Here is a 20,014-nt window from a genome sequence, read left to right as displayed (position 1 = left end):
AGTGTGGCCGGCACCGGCGGGCCAAGCAGGCTTGCAGAATTTTTGACAGGCGCGCGTGCATGCAACGCCTGTTTCGTCTTGATAAAGCTCAACTAATAAGAGGACGCACACATGACTACCTTGAGCCGCGCCGATTGGGAAAAACGCGCCCAGGATCTGAAGATTGAAGGCCGCGCCTTTATCCACGGTGAATACACCGCAGCGGTATCGGGCGACACCTTCGACTGCGTCAGCCCGGTTGACGGCCGTGTGCTGGGCAAAGTCGCCAGCTGCGACCAGGCCGATGCCGACCTCGCTGTCAAAGACGCCCGCGCCACCTTCAATTCCGGCGTGTGGTCGCGCAAAGCGCCGGTTGAGCGCAAAGAAATCATGATCCGCTTTGCCGCCCTGCTCGATCAGAACGCCGAAGAGCTGGCCCTGCTCGAAACTCTGGACATGGGCAAACCCATTAGCGACTCGCTGAACATCGACGTACCGGGCGCCGCCCGCGCGCTGTCGTGGAGCGGTGAAGCCATCGACAAAATCTACGACGAAGTAGCCGCCACCGCGCACAACGAACTGGGCTTGGTAACGCGCGAGCCAATCGGTGTAGTGGGCGCCATCGTGCCGTGGAACTTCCCGCTGATGATGGCCTGCTGGAAGCTCGGCCCAGCGCTGTCCACCGGTAACTCGGTGGTACTCAAGCCTTCGGAAAAATCGCCGTTGACCGCCATTCGCATCGCTCAATTGGCCATCGAAGCCGGCATTCCTGCTGGCGTGCTCAACGTACTGCCAGGCTACGGCCACACCGTTGGCAAAGCCCTGGCGCTGCATATGGATGTCGACACCATCGTGTTCACCGGCTCGACCAAAATCGCCAAGCAACTGATGGTGTATGCGGGCGAATCGAACATGAAACGCGTTTGGCTGGAAGCCGGCGGCAAGAGCCCGAACATCGTTTTCGCCGACGCGCCAGACCTGCAAGCCGCCGCTGAGTCCGCTGCGGGCGCCATCGCTTTCAACCAGGGCGAAGTGTGCACCGCCGGTTCGCGTTTGCTGGTCGAGCGTTCGATCAAAGACACCTTCGTGCCGATGGTGATCGACGCCCTGAAAGGCTGGAAAGCCGGCAACCCGCTGGACCCGGAAACCAATGTCGGAGCCCTGGTCGACACTCAGCAAATGAACAACGTACTGAGCTACATCGAAGCCGGCCATGCCGACGGCGCCAAGCTGGTGGCGGGCGGCAAACGTACGCTGGAATCCACTGGCGGCACTTACGTTGAGCCGACCATTTTTGACGGCGTGACCAACTCCATGCGTATCGCCCAGGAAGAAATCTTCGGCCCGGTGCTCTCGGTTATCGCCTTCGACACCGCCGAAGAAGCCGTCGAAATCGCCAACGACAGCATCTACGGCCTGGCCGCTGCGGTGTGGACCAGCAACATCTCCAAAGCTCACCTCACCGCCAAGGCCCTGCGCGCCGGCAGCGTGTGGGTGAACCAATACGACGGCGGCGACATGACTGCGCCGTTTGGCGGGTTCAAGCAGTCGGGTAATGGTCGGGACAAGTCGCTGCACGCTTTCGACAAGTACACCGAGCTCAAATCCACCTGGATCAAGCTGTAAGCGATATCGGGGCGGTCTCCGGGTCGTCGGCCAGGCTGCGTTGCCTGACCTTAGCCCCGGAAACCTTTATCGCGGTGCATTGGATTTACGACATTAAGGTCCGCTCTTTAAGAGCCGGCTCTTGGAGCCATACCTGCGGCCGGGTTTCTGCGAAGAGACCCGGCCGTTTTATTTTGTGGCGCGACTGGAGGGAAGAGTCCGTGGTGATGCGTTGGGGAACCTATTTCGCCGTGGTCGCGGCGGTGGTCAGCATCGGCTTGGCGCTGGGCGTGACCATGCCGTTGGTGTCGCTGCGTTTGGAGGGCTGGGGTTACGGCAACTTCGCCATTGGTGCGATGGCGGCGATGCCGGCGGTGGGCGTGCTGCTGGGCTCGGTATTGGCCGGCCGCTTGGCGGCGCGTTTTGGCACCACGGGCTTGATGCAAATCTGCTTTCTGATCAGCGCCCTGGGCATTTCCACCATGGCGCTGTTGCCCAGCTATCCGGTTTGGCTGGTGCTGCGCTTGCTCTTGGGCGTCGCGCTGACGGTGGTGTTTATCCTCGGCGAAAGCTGGATCAATCAACTAGCCGTCGACCGTTGGCGCGGGCGGTTGGTGGCGTTGTATGGCACGGGTTACGCGCTGAGCCAACTGTGCGGGCCGCTGGTGCTAAGCCTGCTGGGCACCGCCACCGACCTCGGCTTTTGGACGGGCACTGGCTTGCTGATTGGCGGTTCACTGATGCTGATGGGCCGCACCGGCGCGCCGAAAGTGGACGGCCATAGCGCCTCGGGGCGCGGCCTGTGGGCGTTTTGCGCGAGCATGCCAGCGATTGCCTGGGCGGTCAGTCTATTTGCCGCCTTCGAGGCGATGATGCTGACCCTGCTGCCGGTCTACGGCTTGCGTCAGGGCTTCAGTCAGGAAACCGCGCTGCTGATGGCCAGCGTGGTGGTGGTGGGCGATGCATTGTTGCAACTGCCCATCGGCTGGTTGGCCGATCGCATGTCGCGCGAGCGCCTGTTTCTGGGGTGCGGCTTGGTGCTGTTGATCTCCAGCTTGTGCGTGCCCGTGCTGCTGCATACGCCGCTGATCTGGCCGGTGTGGGTGCTGTTCGGCGCCAGCGCGGGTGGGCTGTTTACCCTGTCGTTGATTCTGATCGGCGAGCGGTTTCGCGATGACCAACTGGTGCGCGCCAATGCCCACATTTCGCAGCTTTGGGGTATTGGCTGCCTGATCGGGCCGCTGCTGACGGGCGCCGTTAGCCAGTGGATCAGCGGCCATGCGTTGCCGCTGCTGATGGCGGTGGGTGCTGCGGGGTTTGTGCTGTTGCTGTGGCGGGGGAATGGGTTGGGGGAGCACGCGCCCTCGAATGCGGTCGGGGGGAAATGATCGCGTCAGCCGCTTGCCCTCACCCCAACCCTCTCCCGTAAACGGGAGAGGGAGCTGACCGCGCTGTTCCGTCCCCCTCGCCCGCTTGCGGGAGAGGGGCTAGGGGTGAGGGGCTTTTAGCGGTTTAGGCATGCTCCGCCAACAACCGCGCCACCGTCTCCCCTACCACCTTCACCGCAGCCTCAGTCTTGGCGTCTGGCTTGCTGGCGTAGCTCATGCGCAAGCAGTTGCGGTATTTGCCCGCTGCCGAAAAAATGCTGCCGGGTGCGATCTGAATTTTGTGCGCTTTCAGTTCCCGGTTCAGGCGCAGGCTGTCGAAGCCTTCGGGCATTTCTACCCAAATCATAAAGCTGCCTTGCGGCCGGCTCACTCGCGTACCTGCCGGGAAATAGCGGCGTACCCATTCGGTCATCTGGTCGCGGCCACGGGCATATTGCGCGCGCATACGGCGAATATGCGGCTCGTAATGACCGCCTTCAATAAACTCGGTCAGCGCCAGCTGCGGCAGCTGCGCGGTAGTGCCGGTGCCCATGTATTTCATGTGCAGCACGCGCTCGAGATAGCGCCCCGGTGCGATCCAGCCGATGCGCAGCCCCGGCACCACGGTTTTCGAAAATGAGCTGCACAGCAGCACGCGACCGTCATCGTCGTATGACTTGATCGTGCGTGGACGCGGGTAGTGGTAGGCCAGTTCGCCGTACACATCATCTTCAATAATCGCCACGTCATAGCGCTGGGCCAGGGCGATCAGGGCGCGCTTGTTGGCGTCCGGCATGATGTAGCCCATGGGGTTATTGCACGTGGGGGTCAGTTGAATGGCCTTGATCGGCCACTGTTCCAATGCCAGTTCCAACGCCTCCAGGCTGATGCCGGTGAGCGGGTCGGTGGGCAGCTCCAGCGCTTTCATGCCGAAGCCTTTAAGCGCCTGCATCACGCCGTGAAAGCTGGGCGAATCCACCGCGACGATATCGCCCGGCTCGCAAATGGCGCGAATGGCCGCCGACAGCGCCTCATGGCAACCGGTGGTCACCACCACGTCTTCGGCGGGAATTTGGCAGCCGGAGTCGAGCATCAGCCGGGAAATTTGCTGACGCAGCGGCAAGTGGCCGCGAATGCAGCCGTAGGTGAGGCCGTTGAGGTCTTGCCGGCGACTGAGGCGCGACAGCGAACGCAGTAACGGCTTGAGCGTCGGGCTGGTGTGATCCGGCCGGCCGCGGCCCAGTTGAATCAGACCATCGCTGCCCGGCGCCACGCTGATCAGCTCCAGCACCTGATCCCACTGCGACACCTCGACCGGCCGCTGCGCCGTGCGCGACACCATCGGCAGCGCCGGCTGTTCGCGCTCCTCGGGCACGTAATAGCCCGACTTCGGACGCGGCAGCGCCAGGCCCTGATCCTCCAGATGACGGTAAGCCTGTTGCACCGTGCTCAGGCTCACGCCGTGCTCGGCGCTTAGCGCGCGCACTGACGGCAGGCGATCGCCCGGGCGGTACAAGCCCTGTTCGATACGGGCGCCTATTAGCTCGGCGAGATTTACATAAAGGGTCATGGCGCGGCACCTGCCCGAGCGTGGAAAGCACAGATGGTGCTTTTTGTGCGGCGTTTTGGCAACACCCATACAGATACCAAAGAAAAACACCATTCAGGTGCGTAGGGCAGTTATCTGTATGGAGCAAATACCAATTTTTTGAATCTGTCGGGTTTCTGTTCGGCTCGGCATCATGCTTGCCACATACACACAGAAGCAGGTGAGGGAAATGAATGGGCTTAGCGATGTTCGGTTGACCTTGGGTCAGGATGAGTTGGTGGGCAGGTTGGCGCACGCCAAGGCAGCGGCGTTCAACACCGCAGTGAAAGCGCCGCACGCCTCGCGTTGGAGCGCCTTCTGGCGGCGACTGACCACCCGCCGCGCGCTGCTGAATCTTACCGATGCCCAACTCGCCGACATCGGCATTACCCGCGCTGAAGCGAACCATGAGGCGCTGCGTCCGTTCTGGACGCTCTGATCTGTATGGTTCACCGCCGCCGTTTTGTCTGCTCGCGGGCAAAACGGCGCTTCAATACCCCTGCATATCCTCGTCTTTAAACAAGCGCCGCACCTCGCTGCCCAGTACCGTTTGCAGCAAGTTGTTCATGCTTGGCAAATCGTTATCGAACCCGCCATGGCTGCGACTGCTGCTTTGCGCGCTGGCACTGCTGGCGATCACCAGCGTGCTGTTTTTTGGCTGGCGCTCAGGCTGAAAGGCATCCATGCCCAGAATCGGGATGCGGGCGGTTTTGTTGTCGTAGGCGTTGGAAACCAAATACAGCAGCGACTTGCGATACACCTGGCCCACGTTGTCGTCTTGCTCGGCCTGGTCCGAGAGGATCAGCAGCTTTTGCTGGGCAATGGTCGTGCCCAACGCCGGCAGAATGGTTTGCTCATACAGCGCCACGCTGCACGCCGGGGCGAACAACAGCAGGTTGGCAATTTTCGGCCCGCCCTGCGCCTGCCAGCGCTGCAATAGATGCGCATGCCAGATGGAACCGGCGCTGTGCCCCGCCAGGTGCACTTTAGGCACCGCGCTGCCCTGCCCCGCCAACCATGCAATCAAGCGCTTCAGCACCTGGGTGCCGGCGCCCTGCGGCACAAACGCGCGCTGGGCATCGAGCTTCATTTCCTGCCACAGCGAAAAGCCTAACGGCTGGGTGAGTTTTTCGACCTGATTGTCCCACCACGAACTGGCCGCACCGACGCGTTCGTCCACCGCCGGCTTCTTGATGCGCAGCAAATCGCCGAGCTCGCTCCACAAGCCGGTTTCCCAAATGAAGTGCAGCTCAAAGATGCCGTTGGCCTCGAACACCGGCCGCCATTTGAAGGCGCGCATGGCCGAACCTTCCACCGCATTCAGGCCGCCGTGGGCGTACAACACGATGTGCTTGGGCTGGGTGGTTTGCAGCGAGGCGATGATGGCGTCGAGCTGCGTGGTGTCGGAAGCGTACTGGCCCTGATCGTCGAGGCGGCCGTTATCAATGTGCAGGTAGTGCAGGTAAATCGATTCCTGTGGCGGCGCCGGTTGCGTCGCGCGGGCCACGCCGCCGTCGGCGGTGTAACGGCTGGCGGTATCGGTGACCTGGAAGTTGACCTTGACCCCCAGCTGCGCCACCCACACGTCCCAGATGTTGGCTTCAAAGTCGGCATAGCTCCACAGCGCCACGCCGGCGTAGGTGTGTTTGCCAACGGTGAAGCCGCCCCAGTCGCTCCAAGAGTTCTGCACCAGAAATCCGTCGCGGGTGTAGCCAACAATGGCGAAGGCGTGGCCGCTGTCTTCTTCGCCGGCCTGGGGCCGCCAGACAATCGTGCCATCGCGCGGCGCCTCCCAGCCGCCATGGGTTTGCGCCGAGGCAAACACCACGCCCACATCGCGCAACGCTGCTTGCACATCGTTGATACGCGAGAACACCCGGAAGTAGGCACCAAGGGGAATGTCCAAGGCTTCCTTCTGAATCGCCGGGGTGATGCCGGCTTTGCGTGCCAGCGGCCAGCTGGCGTCCAAACACACGCCGTGTTTGTGCCAGCCCTTCATGGCCCCCCGAGCGCTGCTGTAGTCGTAGCGCTCGCCCGGCCATTGGTCATAGCGGCGCGCCATGGCGAACAACATGGCTGGACTGACCAGCCCCTGCTGACCTCGGCCGGCGCGCAAATAATTGACCGTCGCGGCCAAGCCAAAGCCGGTGCAGGCGCCTTGCGTGCCCTGGTCGAGAATCGTCAGCTGCGACCACACCGGGTACAACTCATCGGGCAGCGGCGTAAGCGAGGCGCTGTAGGTGAGGTCGCGAAAATCCATGGAATCGCGGCGCACGTCCAACGTTTGCGGGGCGCTTCTTTTCTTGGAGGGCTTCTTGGCGGGGCTTTTCGTGGAGGCAGCTTTTTTGCCGGTGTTCGCTGCGGTCGCGCGAGCCCCGGAGGCAACAGGACGCTTGGCCATGACCGTTCCTTGTCCAGAGGTGGGAAACACTGCTGCTGCCAAGCATTGACCGCTTTTCCCCAGAGTCAAACCGCAGCGGCAGCACCCGACCAAAGGCCTGCCCATCGCCTCAAAACAAACTCAACTGATCCTGCTCGCCTGCCAGTTTGCTCTCCGGGCTTTTCGGCGGTTCGGGCGCCGGTTCAGCGGCCGCGACCGGCGCCACAAACCCGTCCACTCGCAAGCGCTCCGCCAACCCCGCCGCCCGTTCAGCGCGGGTGCCGACGGCTTCCATCAAACGCGCCGGCAACGCCCAGATTTCAACCTTGTGCTTGGCGCGGGTAATGCCGGTGTAGAACAGCGAGCGAGTAAGCAGCGGGCTGGCGGTATCGGGCAGTGCCAGCAGCACTTCGCTGAATTCCGAGCCCTGGCTTTTGTGCACGGTCATGGCGAAGGCGCTGTCGTGGCTGGGCAACCGCGCCGGGGAAAACGGGCGGAAGGTGGGCTCGGTTTCGCCGGCACTTTCAAAGAACACCCGCAGGCCGTTTTCACTGGCCAGGCAAATGCCGATGTCGCCGTTGAAAAGGCCGAGCGCATAGTCGTTCTGGCGCACCATCACCGCCCGGCCGGGGTACCAACGCTCGCGACTTGGCAGGCTGAAGCGCCGTTTGAACCGCGCTTCCAGCGCCTCGTTGATGCCTTCAACACCCCAAGCGCCCTGGCGTTGCGCGGTCAGCGCGCGGAAACGGTTGAAGGCTGCGAAGGTCGCCGCCACGTCGCCGCTGCGCGCTGCCGTCAGATAAGGCGCGTAGCCCTGGTCCAGACGATCAAGCAGCGCACTCGGCGTAGGCTCACGCTCCCAGGCCAGGTCTGCCCTGCCCTCTTTCAGGAGGTTGAGCGTGCCGGTGGCATCGCCGCTGTTGATGCGGCGCGCCAGCTCGCCGATACCGCTGTCGCCGGCAAAACGGTGGCTGTGGGTGAGCAGCACCACCGCATCGCCAAGCCGCGAGCTCGGCGTTTGCGCTTCCACCGGTTGGCCGGTGAGGTGCTGCAAGGCGGCGGCAGTTTCGGCGGTAAAGCCTCGGCCCTCGCACAGCTCGGCAAACACTGCGCCGGCTTCCACGGCAGACAGTTGGTCTTTGTCGCCGAGCAAAATCAGGCGCGCGTGAGTAGGCAGCGCGTCGAGCAGTTTGGCCATCAGCGCCAGGTCGACCATCGACGCTTCGTCCACCACCAGCACGTCCAGCGGCAAAGGGCTGGCCGCCGTGTGACGCACGCGCGGCGTGTCGCCCCGGCTACCGAGCAACCGGTGCAAGGTGCGCGCTTCTTCCGGCAAAGCCGCTTTGATCGCCTCGCTCACCGGCAGCTCGGCCTTGGCGTTACGAATGGCCTCGGCCATGCGCGCGGCGGCTTTGCCCGTCGGCGCTGCCAGGCCAATGGCCAAGCGTTCGCCGCCCGGTTGTTCAAGCAACGCGGCGAGCAGGCGCACCACCGTGGTGGTTTTGCCCGTGCCGGGGCCGCCGGAGATAACCGCCAGGTTACGGCGCACCGCTTGCGCGGCGGCCAGACGCTGCCAGTCTGGCCCAGCTTGATTGTTGTTGCGGGCGAACAGGCGCGCCAGGCCGTCGGCCAGCACGCGTTCGTCCACCTCCGGGTTGGCACTGCCGCGGGCCAGCAACTGCGCCGCCAGCTGCGTTTCGTAGTGGTGATAACGCGCCAGATACAGGCGCTCGCCGTCGAGTATCAGCGGCGCGAACTCGCCGGGCGCGCCCACCAGAGGCGAAGCCTGCAACTGTGCCACCCAAGGCGCCAATGCCGGCACCAGCAAACCGCCGCCCACTTCCGGCCACGCGCGCTGCCCGGCCCAGCGCCGCAGCAGCAGGCACACATCGCCATTGCCCAACGCCGCGCAGGTCAGCGCCGCGGCCAGCAGCACCGGCTCGCTGGCGTCGTCATCCAGGCGCTGCAAGCTGGCGACAAATGCGCGCTCCAATGGCCCAAGGGGCAGATCGGCAAGGCTCATGGCTGCTCCTCGTTGAATAACTGGTCGAGGGCATCGAGCAGGCTGTCGGCGGGCCGCGAAAAATACACGCCCGCCGTCGGCATGCCGCGCAAGAACAGGTAATAGACGCCGCCCAGTTGCGCGTCGGTAAAGTCGGCCAGGCGCTGGCGCAGGAAGCGGCGCAGCGCTACCAGATAGATGAGGTATTGCAGGTAGTAATGCTCGCCGGCCAGCGCTTGCAACAGGCGCTCGCCGCTGTAGAAGCTGGCGTCCGGCCCCAGCCAGTTGGATTTGTAGTCGGCGATATACCAGCGGCCTTCGTGCTCGAACGTGAGGTCGATAAAGCCCTTGAGAAAGCCTTTGAGGCTGTCGAATTCCAGCCGCTGCGCCGCTTCGCGCATGGGAGCCGCCAGGCCGTGTTGCGGGTCGGCGAGAATGGCGCGCAGGCGATACACATCCAGATTTGCCACCGGAAAGGTAAAGCCAAGCTCAGGCAGGCGCCGCGCCGATACCAGGCTGGCAAGCGTCAGGCCGTGGCCGTCGAGGTCGGTGTCGAGCACGCGTTGCAAATGGTCGGCGGCAAGCTCGGTCCAGTCGCGAGACAGACCGTGGTCGGTCAGCGCGTGTTCCACCAACGCCGGCAGCTCGCCTTTACCCCGCGCCCACTCTTCCAGCACCGCATGCAAACAGGTACCGGCGCGGGCGCCTCGGGGGAAGGCGAAAAAGCCCAGGCCAGGGTCGCTGGCATCAGGAATGCTCAGGTTGTCGCGGTCGGGCGCTTCCATGTGCATGCCAGCCGACAACCCGGAAAAGCTGCCGATACGCCAGGCGCTGTGCAGGCTGCGCTCGAATTGCCCGAGCTGCTGCGGAGCCGGTGCGCGCTGCTCGCCCGCTGCCGAAGCTTCGCTATTGAGCAGCGGCAAGCGCGCAACGGTGCCGCCGCTTACGGCTGCCAGTTCATCAATTTCGCTGGCCAATGCTTCGCCGCTGCGCTCGTTCAGGTGCTGCGCCAACTCGCCCAACGCATCGGCGCCGGCCAGCTCGCGGCCATGGAGCAACCACGCCAGGGCGCTGCTGTGCAGGCCTTCCTCGGGCAGCAAACCGGTTTTCTTCACCGGCGCCGGCACCGCCACCGGCCCCCAGTGCAACCACAGCCGATCGCGGGCGCGGGTAAGCGCGACATAGGCCAGACGCAGTTGCTCGGCGAACACTTCTTCGCGGGCGCGCTGCAGGTTGCTGTCGAGGTTTTCGCTGCCCATGTCGAGCATCGGCTGGCCGTGCTCGTCGTGGCAGGTGGCGCTGTCTTTGTGCTGCCCCAGCAGCCGGCCATTCCACAGATACGGACAGAACACCAACGGGTATTCCAGCCCTTTACTGGTATGGATGGTGACGATCTGCACGCGCTCGGCATCGCTCTCCAAACGCAGCAAGGCGTCTTCACCGGCGCCTTCGCTGCCGCGTTGGGCATTGAGCCATGCCAGCAACGGTTCAAAGCCTGGCCGCTGCTGGCTCTCGGCTTGCAGCAGTTCGGCCAGGTGCAGCACGTTGGTCAGCCGCCGCTCGCCATCAGGCGCTGCCAGCAGGCGCTCGGCCACTTGCTCTTGATCGAGCCAGGCGCGGAAGGCGCGCATAAACCCTTGTTGCTGCCAGAGCTGGTGATAAAGCTCGGCGTCTTCGCGCTCACGGTCCCAGGCGCGCTCGTCGTCCTGACAGCGCGCCAGTTGCTGAGCGTCGCGGCCGAGCAGGCGCGTGGACAACGCATACCGCAGCACGCCCTCGCGGCCCGGTTCGGCATAGGCCGCCAGCACCGCCGCCAGCTCGGCTGCTTCCTCGCTGTGCCACACGCTTTGGTTGCCGCGTCGCACGCTGGGCACGCCGCGTGCCACCAATTGCTCGGCCACGTCCGAGGCTTGCCGGTGGTTGGACACCAGCACGGCAATGTCGCCGCCCTTGAGCGGCGTGCGCGTGCCGTCTTTGTCGAAATACGCCTGCCCCTGTGCGCTGGCAGCCAGCAGCGTGGCGATGCGTTGCGCGGTATCGACCGCCACCAGCGCATCGGCGCGGCCTTTGTTCAGCGGTTCATCGCCGAGCCACACCAGCGACAACGGCGCTTCATTGCCGGGCGGCAGCACCAGTTGCGAGCGCGCCTTGATGCCAGCCCTTACCTGCGGATAGTCCAAGCCATCCACGGCAAAGGGCTGCGGCCGCGCGAACAGCAAGTTCAGGGCGCCAATCAGCTCGGCGGTGGAGCGGTAGTTGAATGGCAGGTCGTAGCGCCGCTCGGCGGCGGCGCGGGCGGTTAGGTAGGTGGCCAGGTCAGCGCCGCGAAACGCATAGATCGCCTGCTTGGGATCACCGACAAAACACAGGTCGCCGCCGTCTCGGTAGATGCGGTCGAAAATTTGGTACTGCACCGGATCGGTGTCTTGGAATTCGTCGATCAAGGCCACCGGATAACGCGTGCGCAGCGTTTGCGCCAGGGTCTCGGCCACCGGGCCGTGCAGGGCTTCGTTCAAGCGATTGAGCAGATCATCGAACGCCAGAATCCGCTGGGCGGCTTTGCGTGCCGGCAGCTCGGCGTTCAGGCGGTCGAGCAAACGCACCTGCAAGGCAATCAAGCGTTGCTCGCCCGCCGGCAGCGCGTCGGCGATGGCCAGCAACAGCGCGTCGAACGCTTCGGCAACGGCGCTGACCGGCGGGTTATGGCCTTTCTTGGTGGCCTTGAACAACGCGCTGCCGGTGAGTTTGCCCAGGCCAATCGGCGCATCGAACAGCGCCGCCGGGTCGGCGAAATAGCTGTCCAGCTCGGCCGACCACAATGGCAGCTTCGCCACCTTGTGCGTGCTCTGGCTCAGGCCACCGTGCTCCTGCAGTTCCTCAATCCAGCCGTAGCCGCCCCGGCGCCACAGCTCGGCGGCGGACTGCCATGCCTGGCTGGCTGCGGCCAGCTCATCAGAGGCCGCAGCCGGTTCAGCCAGGCGCGGCTCGATACGCAAATAGGGTTTGCCCAAATGCGGACGCAAGCGCTGGCGCAACAGTGCCGGGGTGATTTTTTTCTTCGCCAGAAAGCGCGCCCAGGCCGGATCGGCCGATGCCAATTCATGGCGCCAGGCGTCGGTGAGCAAGGCGTCGAGCACTTCGCGGTCGTCGCTGGCCAGTTCGCTGTCGAAATCGCCACCGGCTTCGAACGCGGCGTCTTGCAGGGCGCGCTGGCAGAAGCCGTGAATGGTGAAAATTGCCGCTTCATCGAAGCCATGCACGGCCAGCAGCAAACGCCGCCGCGCCTCTTCGCCGGGGTACTCGGCGTGCAAGCGCGTGAGGAAGTCGTCGCTGCTGGGGGTGCCTTCATACACCGCGAGCAACTCGGCCAGGCGCCCGCGAATACGTTCACGCAATTCCGCCGTGGCGGCGGTGGTGTAGGTGACCACCAGAATCTGCCCGACGCCCAGTTGCCGCTCCAGCAACAGGCGTGCATACAGCGCGGTGAGCGTCCAGGTTTTGCCGGTGCCGGCGCTGGCTTCAATCAGCGAACGGCCAGCGAATGATGAGGTGTGAAGGTCGAGGCTCATTCTTCGTCCTCCCCGTCCGGTGCCAAGGCTTGCAGCGCGGGCAGAATCAGCGCTTGGGCCAAGGCCTCGAAGCGCTCGCCGAGCACCTCGCGATCACGAAACGCCAGGGCGTACCACGGGTCTTGCGACTCGCCGGGCAGCGGGCTGAAGTCCGCACCTTCCCACGCGACTTTGGCTTTATAGCGAGCCGCTTCAATCGGCTCTTTACGCCCGGGCTTGAGCAGCCCTTCAGCAAAGCCATAGCTGCTTTTCAGCATCAGCGGCAGCGGCTCGCACAATGCTTCGCGGTAGGCCAACAGCCACGGCTCCAGCAGCTCGCGCGGGTTGGCCAACGGGCCCAGTTGCCAGTCGTGAACCGGAGAAATCAGCAAACTTTCACGGGCAATATCGGGGGTGGCGCTGAGGTTGAGCAGCACGTGCCGCAGCCAGAACGAGGGCAAATCCCACGCGCTCGGGGCGTTAAGACGCCACTCGAATAAGCCGCTGGAGGTCACGCCTTCCAGCCAACCGTGGATATGCACGCCGGCCATGTGCACGTCGACCAACAGCGGCTGCGGCTGTTCTTCCGGGCGCGCTTCAAACAGCCGTGGCGCAAAGGCGCGAACCGGGCCGCGCAACTTGCCCCACAGCGCCTGACCCAATTCGCCGGTGGGCAACCAGCCGGCGGCGCGGGCGATGTCGCGTTCCTGTTCCAGCGTCCAGTCGCGCTCTACCGCTTCCAGCGCCAACTGGCGCAACCCGCGCCATGCCGGGCCTTCAAGAACGAAGGGTTCGTCGCTGGCCAAGGCTTCGTCGCTGTCAGCCAGGCGCAAGCCAAGGCGTTGTTCCAAGAGAAACCGCGCCGGGTGGCGGAAGCATTGCAGCAGCTGCGACGGCTCGATATGCAGCCAATCGGCGTCGGGTTCCGGCAGGCGCCCGGCAAACGCTGCCGGGCTGCTTTGCGGCGGCTCGGCCAGACGCTGGGCGGCGCGGAACCATGACGCGGCATAGCTGCGCTGGGCGCCGCCGGAAAAGTTGCCGGGCGAGAACGGTTGCAAGGGGTGGGCGATGGTCAGGTGTTTGCTGGCGAGCTCCTGAGCCTGGGTGTCCGCTTCAAGGGCATCGCGGCTGAAGCCGCTCTTACAGGTGCTCTGGGCGGTGAGGTCGACGGCTTCGAGCACTTCGCTGATCAGCACCGATGGCGGCAGTTCGGCGTTGTTGCGTGGGTCGCGGCCGACGTAGCTGAGGTACAGGGCATCGCGGGCCGACAGCAGAATTTCCAGCAGCAGATAACGGTCATCCAGGCGCCGCGCGCGGTCGCCGCGACGGGGGTGTTGGGTAATCAGGTCGAAGCCGGCAGCCGGCGTGCGCCGGGGCAGCGCGCCATCGTCCAGGCCCAGCAAACAGACCAGACGGAACGGTAGGCTGCGCATCGGCACCATGGTGCAGAAGGTCACGGCGCCGGTCAGAAAACCCGAGGCGCCACTGCCCTGCTCCAACGCCGTGCTCAGCTGTTGACGCACCAGCGCCAGTTCCAGCGGCCGCTCGATGCCGGCGGCCTGTGCCTGGTCACGCAACGCGGCGCAGGCCTGGCTGAGCAACAACAAAGTGTCGCCGGCTTCGCGCTCGTCGAACAGTGCGTCGATCATCGCTTGCAGCGTGTCGGCCCAGGCGGCCAGCGAGCGTGGGCGTTGCAGGTCTTCGGCCAAGGACGCCAGGCGCTGAACGAAACCAGCCAGGCGCCCGAGCAATTGCGCGCGGGCGCCTTCAAGGGCGTCCAGCGGCCAGGTGTCGCCCAACAGCGGCGCGGCATCGCCCGCCAATTGTGGCGGCGCGGCAAAGCCCAGCAGCAGACGGTCCAGGCCTTGGCGCCAAGTGAAGGCAGCATCGGCAGGCAAGCCGAGTTGCTCGCGGTGCTCGCTGTCGCGGCCCCAGCGCACGCCGGCTTCGCGCAGCCAGTCGCGCAGCAGCGGCAAATCTTCGTTCTCAATGCCGGCACGGCGGGCAATCGACGGTTGTTCCAGCCAAGTCAGAATTTCTTCGGCGCCGAAGCGGCTTTGCTCCAGGGTCAGCAGCGCGAGGAAGGCTTCGATAATCGGCAGCTCGGCGCGCAAGCTGCGGTCGGCCAGGCTGAACGGAATACGCGGCGAACGGGGGCCGCGGCCGTGGCTGTCGCGGGTGGCAAACACGGCTTCGATAAAGGGCGCGTAGCGTTCGATATCGGGCGTCAGCACCACCACCTGATCGGGCGTCAGCGTGGGGTCGGCGGCGAAGCGGGCGAGCAGTTGGTCGTGCAGAATTTCCACTTCGCGCAGTGGCGAATGGGCGATATGCACTTCCAGGGAGCGGTCGTCCTCACGCAGCACCAGCCGCTCTTCGGGCTGGCGTGTGCGCAGGCGCAAAATATCGTTTTGCAGGGCGCGCAGCAGCGAGGTGTCGTGCAGGTCGGCGTCTTCGGAATACAGCCCTATTTCCTGGCCACCGAGGCCGAACAGCGCGTCGAAAAAGTCGCGCCCTTGTTTGCCGAGACTGGCGAGCAGCGGGTGGCCGACGTCCAGGTACCAATCATCCGCCGCCGTGGCGCTATTGAGCACCGGCTGGCGGGCCAGCTCGCGTACGTCACGAATATCGCCCCAGGCTTCGCGGCACGGGTTAAGGGCGCAAACCACCACTTCAACATGGCGAGCCAGGCCGTCGAGCACGCGCATATGATGCGGCGGCAAACTGCTGATGCCGAACACCAACAGGCGTTCGGGCAGGCCGGCGATGGGGGTGTCGTCGTGCAGGCGGCGCAGTAAATCGTCGAGCAAGCGGGCGCGGTGCGGATGGCCGTCGCGGGTCAGTTCACGCCAGAGCAAGGCTTGCCAGCCTTCGTCGGCGCCAAGGTCGAGCAACTCGTTGCGCTCCCAGGCGGCGAGCCAGTCGTCGCGGTACAGCAGGTATTGGTCGAAGACGTCGGCAATGCGAGCGCCGAGCGACAATCGCCGACGTTCATCGCCACCTTCCAGGTACTGCGCCAGCCGTGGCGCTTGCTCCAGGTTGCTCGGTTCGCACAGCCAGTCGTACAGACGCCACGTCAACGTGGTGGGGGAAAACGCCGATTGCTCCGGCAGCTTGTCGATCAGCTCGCCCAGCACCAGCCGCGAAACTTCCCAGACAAATTTGGCCGGCAGTTGCACCTCCAGTTGCATGGCGATCCCTTGTTTGCGCGCCAACTCCAGCGTCAGCCAACGGCCCATGCCCTGGCTCGGCACCACCACCAACGCCGGGGCAAACGGCTCGCGCTGCGGTTGGGCCAACATCGTGGTGGCCAACGCGCCAAGGGTTTCCAGATCGGGGGCGTGGTAGAGCGTGAGCATGGGCGCCGTCGCTTGCAAAGATGGCACGTAGGTTAACAGCTCGGCAGGCCGTTCGGGACCGGCAAATCGCGCCTGGAAACTGGCGTGAAGCGCATTCGCCAACTACAGCTAACTGCATGGCGCACAAGAAAAAATCGAACGCGGGCCGTTTGCTTCCGGTCCACTGCCCATATTCGCCATGCTGCCAGGGAGGCCGCGCTTATGCTGACCCTGCTCAACCTGCTTTCTGCCGTCGCCCTGCTGATTTGGGGCACCCATATTGTGCGAACCGGCATCCTTCGGGTGTACGGCTCGCAACTGCGCAAAATACTTAGCCACAACATGGACACGCGCCCGCTAGCTTTCGCGGCCGGCATCGGCGTGACCGCGCTGGTGCAAAGCAGCAACGCCACCGCACTGCTGGTGACCTCGTTCGTGGGGCAGGGGCTGATGGCGCTTACGCCGGCGCTGACGATCATGCTCGGCGCCGATGTCGGTACGGCCTTGATGGCGCGCGTGCTGACGTTGGATTTGTCCTGGCTGTCGCCGCTGCTGATTTTCCTCGGCGTGATTTTTTTCCTCTCGCGCAAACAGAGCCGCGCCGGCCAGTTGGGGCGCGTGGCAATTGGCTTGGGGTTGATTGTGTTGGCGCTGCAATTAATCGTCAGCGCCGCCCTGCCGATCACCGAAGCCCACGGCATTAAAGTGCTGTTTTCCTCGCTGACCGGCGACGTGCTGCTCGATGCGCTAGTAGGTGCGTTGTTTGCGCTGATTTCCTATTCCAGCCTGGCCGCCGTGCTCTTGACCGCGACCATGGCCAGCGCCGGTTTGATCAGCCTGCCGGTGGCGCTGGGTTTGGTGATCGGCGCCAATATCGGCAGCGGCATTCTGGCCCTGCTTACCAGCAGCATGCAGACCGAAGCGGGCCGCCGCGTGGCGTTGGGCAGCCTGCTGTACAAAATCATCGGCCTGCTGCTGATCAGCCCGTTTATTCACCCGTTGGTGCACTGGCTGAGCACCTTGAAAATGAGCCCGCAAACGTTGGTGATCGGCTTTCACCTGGCCTACAACACCACGCGGTGCCTGCTGATGCTGCCGACGGTTCATGTGATGGCGCGCTTTTGCAATTGGCTGCTGCCTGACCGTCAGCTGGACAACGGCATCGCTAAACCCCGTCACCTCGACATGACCGCGCTCGACACACCCAGCCTGGCGCTGAACAACGCCGTGCGCGAAACCCTGCGCATCGGCGATTTGATCGAAACCATGCTCAGCCATTTCCTTGCCGTATTGCGCGGTCCGCAGCCGCTGGCAGGTAAGGAGCTGCGGCGACTGGGCGATGACGTCGACGCGCTCTATAACGCAGTGAAGCTGTACCTGGCGCAGGTGCCAGGCGAGGCGCTGGGCGAGCACGATCGCCGGCGCTGGGCGGAAATCATTGAGCTGACCGTGGACTTGCAACAGGCCGCCGACCTGCTCGAACGCATGCTCGGCAAAGTGCAAAACCAGAAGACCGCGCAGCAACATTCGTTTTCTGAAGCTGGCCTGCAAGAGCTGACGGAAATGCACCAGCAACTGGTGGCTAACTTGCGCTTGGGGCTGAGCGTGTTTTTGTCGGGCGACGCCCACAGCGCGCGCCAGTTGCTGCGCGAGAAACGTCGGTTCCGCGCCCAGGAACGGCGCATGGCTCATGCCCACGTGTACCGCCTGCATCACCACATTGTGCAAAGCATTGAAACCAGCTCGCTGCACCTGGAGCTGATCGCTGATATGAAGCGGCTTAACTCGCTGTTCTGCAGCAGCGCCTATGCCGCGCTGGAGGCGCACGAACACGGTGCGTTGGCCGACAGTGACGACGATCACCCGGAATCAGCCGAGCAGCACGCCACCCACATGGACGCCCACGAGGCAAAACCGGCGGCACGCTGAGCGCTGTCTTTTAACCGACGGCTTGGGCAGAATCTGGCGCCATGCCCAACGCCATCGACCCCCGCCACGCCTCCGTCAGCGCCAGCCTCACCCAGTCGGTGTTGCACGCCGCTGTGCGACTGGGCTTGGACCGCAACGACTTGCTAGCCCGCTGCGGCTTGAACGAGCAGCAGCTGACCGATCCTGACGGCCGCGTGGCCTTTAGCGCCCATGAGCAGCTGTGGCAGGAGTTGGATAATCGTCTGGAGGCCAGCGAGCCCGGCCTACTCATCGGCGCCAATCTGGCGCCCGGCCCATTCAGCGTGCTGGGTTACTTGCTGCAAAGCAGCGCGACCCTGGGCGACGCCCTGGCGGCGGCGCTGCGTTATCAGCGTCTGGTGGGCGAAGGTGGCGAGCTGCACCTGCACGCCGAGGGCGAGGAACTGCGCGTGATTTATCGCCCCGTGCACCCCGAGCTGCCCGCCACTCGCACGCGCGTGCTGGCGCTGATGGTGTTCTGGGTGCACATGATGGCGCCGCTGCTGCACGCCTATCGCCTGCTTCGTGCCGAATTTACCCACCCGCAACCGCTTGATACGCGGCCCTACCTCGCCGCCTTCAATGCCGAACTTCGCTTCGGCTGCGCCGACTACGTACTGGTATTGCCATTGGCGCTTCGCAGCGCACCGCTGATTCAAGCCAACCCACCGCTACAGACCCTGCTGCGCCAGCACGCCGAAGCGCTGCTGGCACGCCTGCCCAGCGAAGGTTTAATCGCCCGTGTAGTTGCCCTACTCGGCGCCCAACTCGCCCATGGCGAACCGGACCGTGCCGATCTGGCGCGCACCCTCAACCTGAGCGAGCGAACTCTGCAACGCCGCCTGGCCGAAGAAGGCAGCAGCTATCAGCAATTGCTTACCGACACCCGCCAGCAATTGGCCGAACGCTACCTCGACGATGGCCAATTACCGGCGGCGGAAATAGCGCTTTTGTTGGGGTATTCGGAGCCGAGCGTGTTTTTTCGGGCGTTCAGGAATTGGACGGGGTTGACGCCGGGGGAGTATCGGTCGCGCAAACGTTCGGCCTAAAGCACTCAGCGAGGCGCTACGTGCGAACGAAGGCAAAAAGGGCTTGGTAGTCGCCCTTGTCGGCGGCTCGCAGCGCCTCGATATACCTTTTGCGCACTGCGTCGGCCACCGCAAGATTAGCCGCGCTTCCCCATGAAAAGGCGCGACTGCCACATTGACGCAGTAGTAAGTCGGCCATCAGCCGAGCATGGCGACCGTTGCCGTTGGCAAACGGGTGGAGCCACACGAGCTTGTGATGGAAGCGAGCGGCGCTCTCTTCGAGTGGGTAAACATCGTTTTCAATCCAGTAGCTGACATTGCCAAGCAGGTGCCGAAGCTGCTCAGCAATCTGGGTCCATTCACAGCCGATATTCTTACCTGGCTGGCGAAACCGCCCTGCCCATTCCCAGGTGTCGGAGAACATGCGTTTGTGCAGCTCGCGGCAAAACTGATCGGTGAGCACGTCGAGTTTTTTCTGTCGATCGAGCCAGCGGTGGGCGCTGTAGATATTCTCGGCCTCCCATTCATCCAGCTCGCTTTGAGTGCGGATATGAGTGGGCAACAGCCCTGCCGCCTCGTCGGGATCGAGTGGAGTTTGACCTGGCTGCAACGCCACCGTCACCGCCACAAACGCGTCCATGAGCCGGACAGCAACTCCTGTCGCCGGTCCGCCACTTTGCGCTCGATGTAACTGTCCGAAGGCCGCTGATCTTCCAGGGCCATTGTGTGAGCGACGCCCATTACCTCTTGCCGTGCCAACGCGTCGGCTCGCGCTTCGATCATGTCGCCCAGCGGCTGGCGAGGGACCAAGGCGTACACAAGTTCGCAATCCAGCCCGGCCGCCAGTTTTCGAAGTTGACCGAGCGTGATGCGGTCGTTGGCCTCTGACACCTCGCATTTTTGCAGCGTGGACGCCGATACCCCGACCAGTGCCGCCTGAACCCGAACCGAGCGGCCAAGCGACTCGCGAATGGCTTTTAACCACCCCCCGCGCGGTTTAGTCGTGCCTTGCACCAGCATGAAAGGCTCAACGGCACGTTCAATTTGATGGAGACGAAGCTTGAAGAAAGAGAACGTCTGCATGGCGCCCCCCTGCGAACCAAAACGCGGTCTGTATGTGTATAAGCACACAAGACACCTCTTTATGTAGGCCTATAGGCAGTAAATTAGCCACTCTATGTGCGCCTATAGGCGTACAGATGAACAAAAAAAGGCGCGTCTATGGCGCAACG

At 63.9% G+C, this 20,014-nt stretch carries 12 protein-coding genes; 5 read left to right on the top strand and 7 right to left on the bottom strand.

Features of this window, described 5'->3' with window-relative positions:
* The first annotated feature begins 111 nt into the window (after positions 1–111).
* Positions 112–1,605: an aldehyde dehydrogenase gene (locus ACZZ0Q_RS05750; protein ID WP_463539776.1), complete on the top strand. Its 1,494-nt coding sequence runs from the start codon at positions 112–114 to the stop codon at positions 1,603–1,605.
* 206 nt (positions 1,606–1,811) lie between these two features.
* Positions 1,812–2,972, top strand: coding sequence for an MFS transporter (locus ACZZ0Q_RS05745; RefSeq protein ID WP_463560367.1), 1,161 nt, complete (start codon positions 1,812–1,814; stop codon positions 2,970–2,972).
* Between the two features lie 124 nt (positions 2,973–3,096).
* Here ACZZ0Q_RS05745 and ACZZ0Q_RS05740 read toward each other — a convergent pair whose 3' ends face one another.
* Complete coding sequence (locus tag ACZZ0Q_RS05740) at positions 3,097–4,521, bottom strand: aminotransferase-like domain-containing protein (RefSeq protein ID WP_463539778.1); 1,425 nt, start codon at positions 4,519–4,521, stop codon at positions 3,097–3,099.
* 208 nt (positions 4,522–4,729) lie between these two features.
* Between ACZZ0Q_RS05740 and ACZZ0Q_RS05735 the strand changes: the two genes are divergently transcribed.
* Positions 4,730–4,978, top strand: a complete 249-nt coding sequence (locus tag ACZZ0Q_RS05735; protein WP_463539779.1) for a DUF1127 domain-containing protein — start codon at positions 4,730–4,732, stop codon at positions 4,976–4,978.
* A 51-nt stretch (positions 4,979–5,029) separates the two neighbouring features.
* Here the strand turns inward: ACZZ0Q_RS05735 and ACZZ0Q_RS05730 are convergent, their stop codons facing one another.
* The 4 genes from ACZZ0Q_RS05730 to recC all read right to left on the bottom strand — a co-directional run bounded on the left by ACZZ0Q_RS05730 (position 5,030) and on the right by recC (position 15,828).
* Positions 5,030–6,940, bottom strand: a complete 1,911-nt coding sequence (locus tag ACZZ0Q_RS05730) for a C1 family peptidase (protein ID WP_463560365.1) — start codon at positions 6,938–6,940, stop codon at positions 5,030–5,032.
* A gap of 109 nt (positions 6,941–7,049) precedes the next feature.
* Complete coding sequence (gene recD / locus ACZZ0Q_RS05725) at positions 7,050–8,942, bottom strand: exodeoxyribonuclease V subunit alpha (RefSeq protein ID WP_463539780.1); 1,893 nt, start codon at positions 8,940–8,942, stop codon at positions 7,050–7,052.
* Positions 8,939–12,490: an exodeoxyribonuclease V subunit beta gene (gene recB, locus ACZZ0Q_RS05720; protein WP_463560363.1), complete on the bottom strand. Its 3,552-nt coding sequence runs from the start codon at positions 12,488–12,490 to the stop codon at positions 8,939–8,941. The genes recD and recB overlap by 4 nt, the downstream gene beginning before the upstream one ends.
* Positions 12,487–15,828 (bottom strand): exodeoxyribonuclease V subunit gamma, encoded by a 3,342-nt coding sequence (gene recC / locus ACZZ0Q_RS05715; protein WP_463539781.1) that lies wholly within the window; start codon positions 15,826–15,828, stop codon positions 12,487–12,489. Before recC ends, recB begins: the two co-directional genes overlap by 4 nt.
* Before the next feature lie 201 nt (positions 15,829–16,029).
* Here recC and ACZZ0Q_RS05710 point away from each other — a divergent pair, with 201 nt between their 5' ends.
* Together ACZZ0Q_RS05710 and ACZZ0Q_RS05705 are read left to right on the top strand one after the other, a co-directional pair.
* Positions 16,030–17,736 carry a Na/Pi cotransporter family protein gene (locus ACZZ0Q_RS05710; RefSeq protein WP_463560361.1) on the top strand — a complete coding sequence of 569 codons (1,707 nt, stop codon included), beginning with the start codon at positions 16,030–16,032 and terminating at the stop codon, positions 17,734–17,736.
* 41 nt (positions 17,737–17,777) lie between these two features.
* Complete coding sequence (locus ACZZ0Q_RS05705; protein ID WP_463539782.1) at positions 17,778–18,803, top strand: AraC family transcriptional regulator; 1,026 nt, start codon at positions 17,778–17,780, stop codon at positions 18,801–18,803.
* A 16-nt stretch (positions 18,804–18,819) separates the two neighbouring features.
* On the opposite strand, the gene ACZZ0Q_RS05700 is transcribed toward ACZZ0Q_RS05705, so the two are convergent.
* Together ACZZ0Q_RS05700 and ACZZ0Q_RS05695 are read right to left on the bottom strand one after the other, a co-directional pair.
* The gene (locus ACZZ0Q_RS05700) at positions 18,820–19,422 is read right to left on the bottom strand and encodes a mobile mystery protein B (protein WP_463539783.1); all 603 of its coding nucleotides are present in this window, start codon (positions 19,420–19,422) and stop codon (positions 18,820–18,822) included.
* A complete protein-coding gene (locus ACZZ0Q_RS05695) occupies positions 19,401–19,865 on the bottom strand; it encodes a helix-turn-helix domain-containing protein (RefSeq protein ID WP_463560358.1) in 465 nt (154 codons plus the stop codon). The genes ACZZ0Q_RS05700 and ACZZ0Q_RS05695 overlap by 22 nt, the downstream gene beginning before the upstream one ends.
* Positions 19,866–20,014: the final 149 nt, after the last annotated feature.

The sequence above is a fragment of the Pseudomonas sp. AC070 genome, from assembly GCF_979258635.1.
The sequence above is the reverse complement of the archived record's forward strand: the minus strand, read 5'-3'. Positions and strand labels throughout refer to the sequence as shown.

Excerpts from the sequence above, each read along its gene's own strand:
- ACZZ0Q_RS05750 (WP_463539776.1), top strand. The coding sequence starts at position 112 with ATGACTACCTTGAGCCGCGCCGATTGGGAAAAACGCGCCCAGGATCTG.
- ACZZ0Q_RS05745 (WP_463560367.1), top strand. The coding sequence starts at position 1,812 with ATGCGTTGGGGAACCTATTTCGCCGTGGTCGCGGCGGTGGTCAGCATC.
- ACZZ0Q_RS05740 (WP_463539778.1), bottom strand. The coding sequence starts at position 4,521 with ATGACCCTTTATGTAAATCTCGCCGAGCTAATAGGCGCCCGTATCGAA.
- ACZZ0Q_RS05735 (WP_463539779.1), top strand. The coding sequence starts at position 4,730 with ATGAATGGGCTTAGCGATGTTCGGTTGACCTTGGGTCAGGATGAGTTG.
- ACZZ0Q_RS05730 (WP_463560365.1), bottom strand. The coding sequence starts at position 6,940 with ATGGCCAAGCGTCCTGTTGCCTCCGGGGCTCGCGCGACCGCAGCGAAC.
- recD (WP_463539780.1), bottom strand. The coding sequence starts at position 8,942 with ATGAGCCTTGCCGATCTGCCCCTTGGGCCATTGGAGCGCGCATTTGTC.
- recB (WP_463560363.1), bottom strand. The coding sequence starts at position 12,490 with ATGAGCCTCGACCTTCACACCTCATCATTCGCTGGCCGTTCGCTGATT.
- recC (WP_463539781.1), bottom strand. The coding sequence starts at position 15,828 with ATGCTCACGCTCTACCACGCCCCCGATCTGGAAACCCTTGGCGCGTTG.
- ACZZ0Q_RS05710 (WP_463560361.1), top strand. The coding sequence starts at position 16,030 with ATGCTGACCCTGCTCAACCTGCTTTCTGCCGTCGCCCTGCTGATTTGG.
- ACZZ0Q_RS05705 (WP_463539782.1), top strand. The coding sequence starts at position 17,778 with ATGCCCAACGCCATCGACCCCCGCCACGCCTCCGTCAGCGCCAGCCTC.
- ACZZ0Q_RS05700 (WP_463539783.1), bottom strand. The coding sequence starts at position 19,422 with ATGGACGCGTTTGTGGCGGTGACGGTGGCGTTGCAGCCAGGTCAAACT.
- ACZZ0Q_RS05695 (WP_463560358.1), bottom strand. The coding sequence starts at position 19,865 with ATGCAGACGTTCTCTTTCTTCAAGCTTCGTCTCCATCAAATTGAACGT.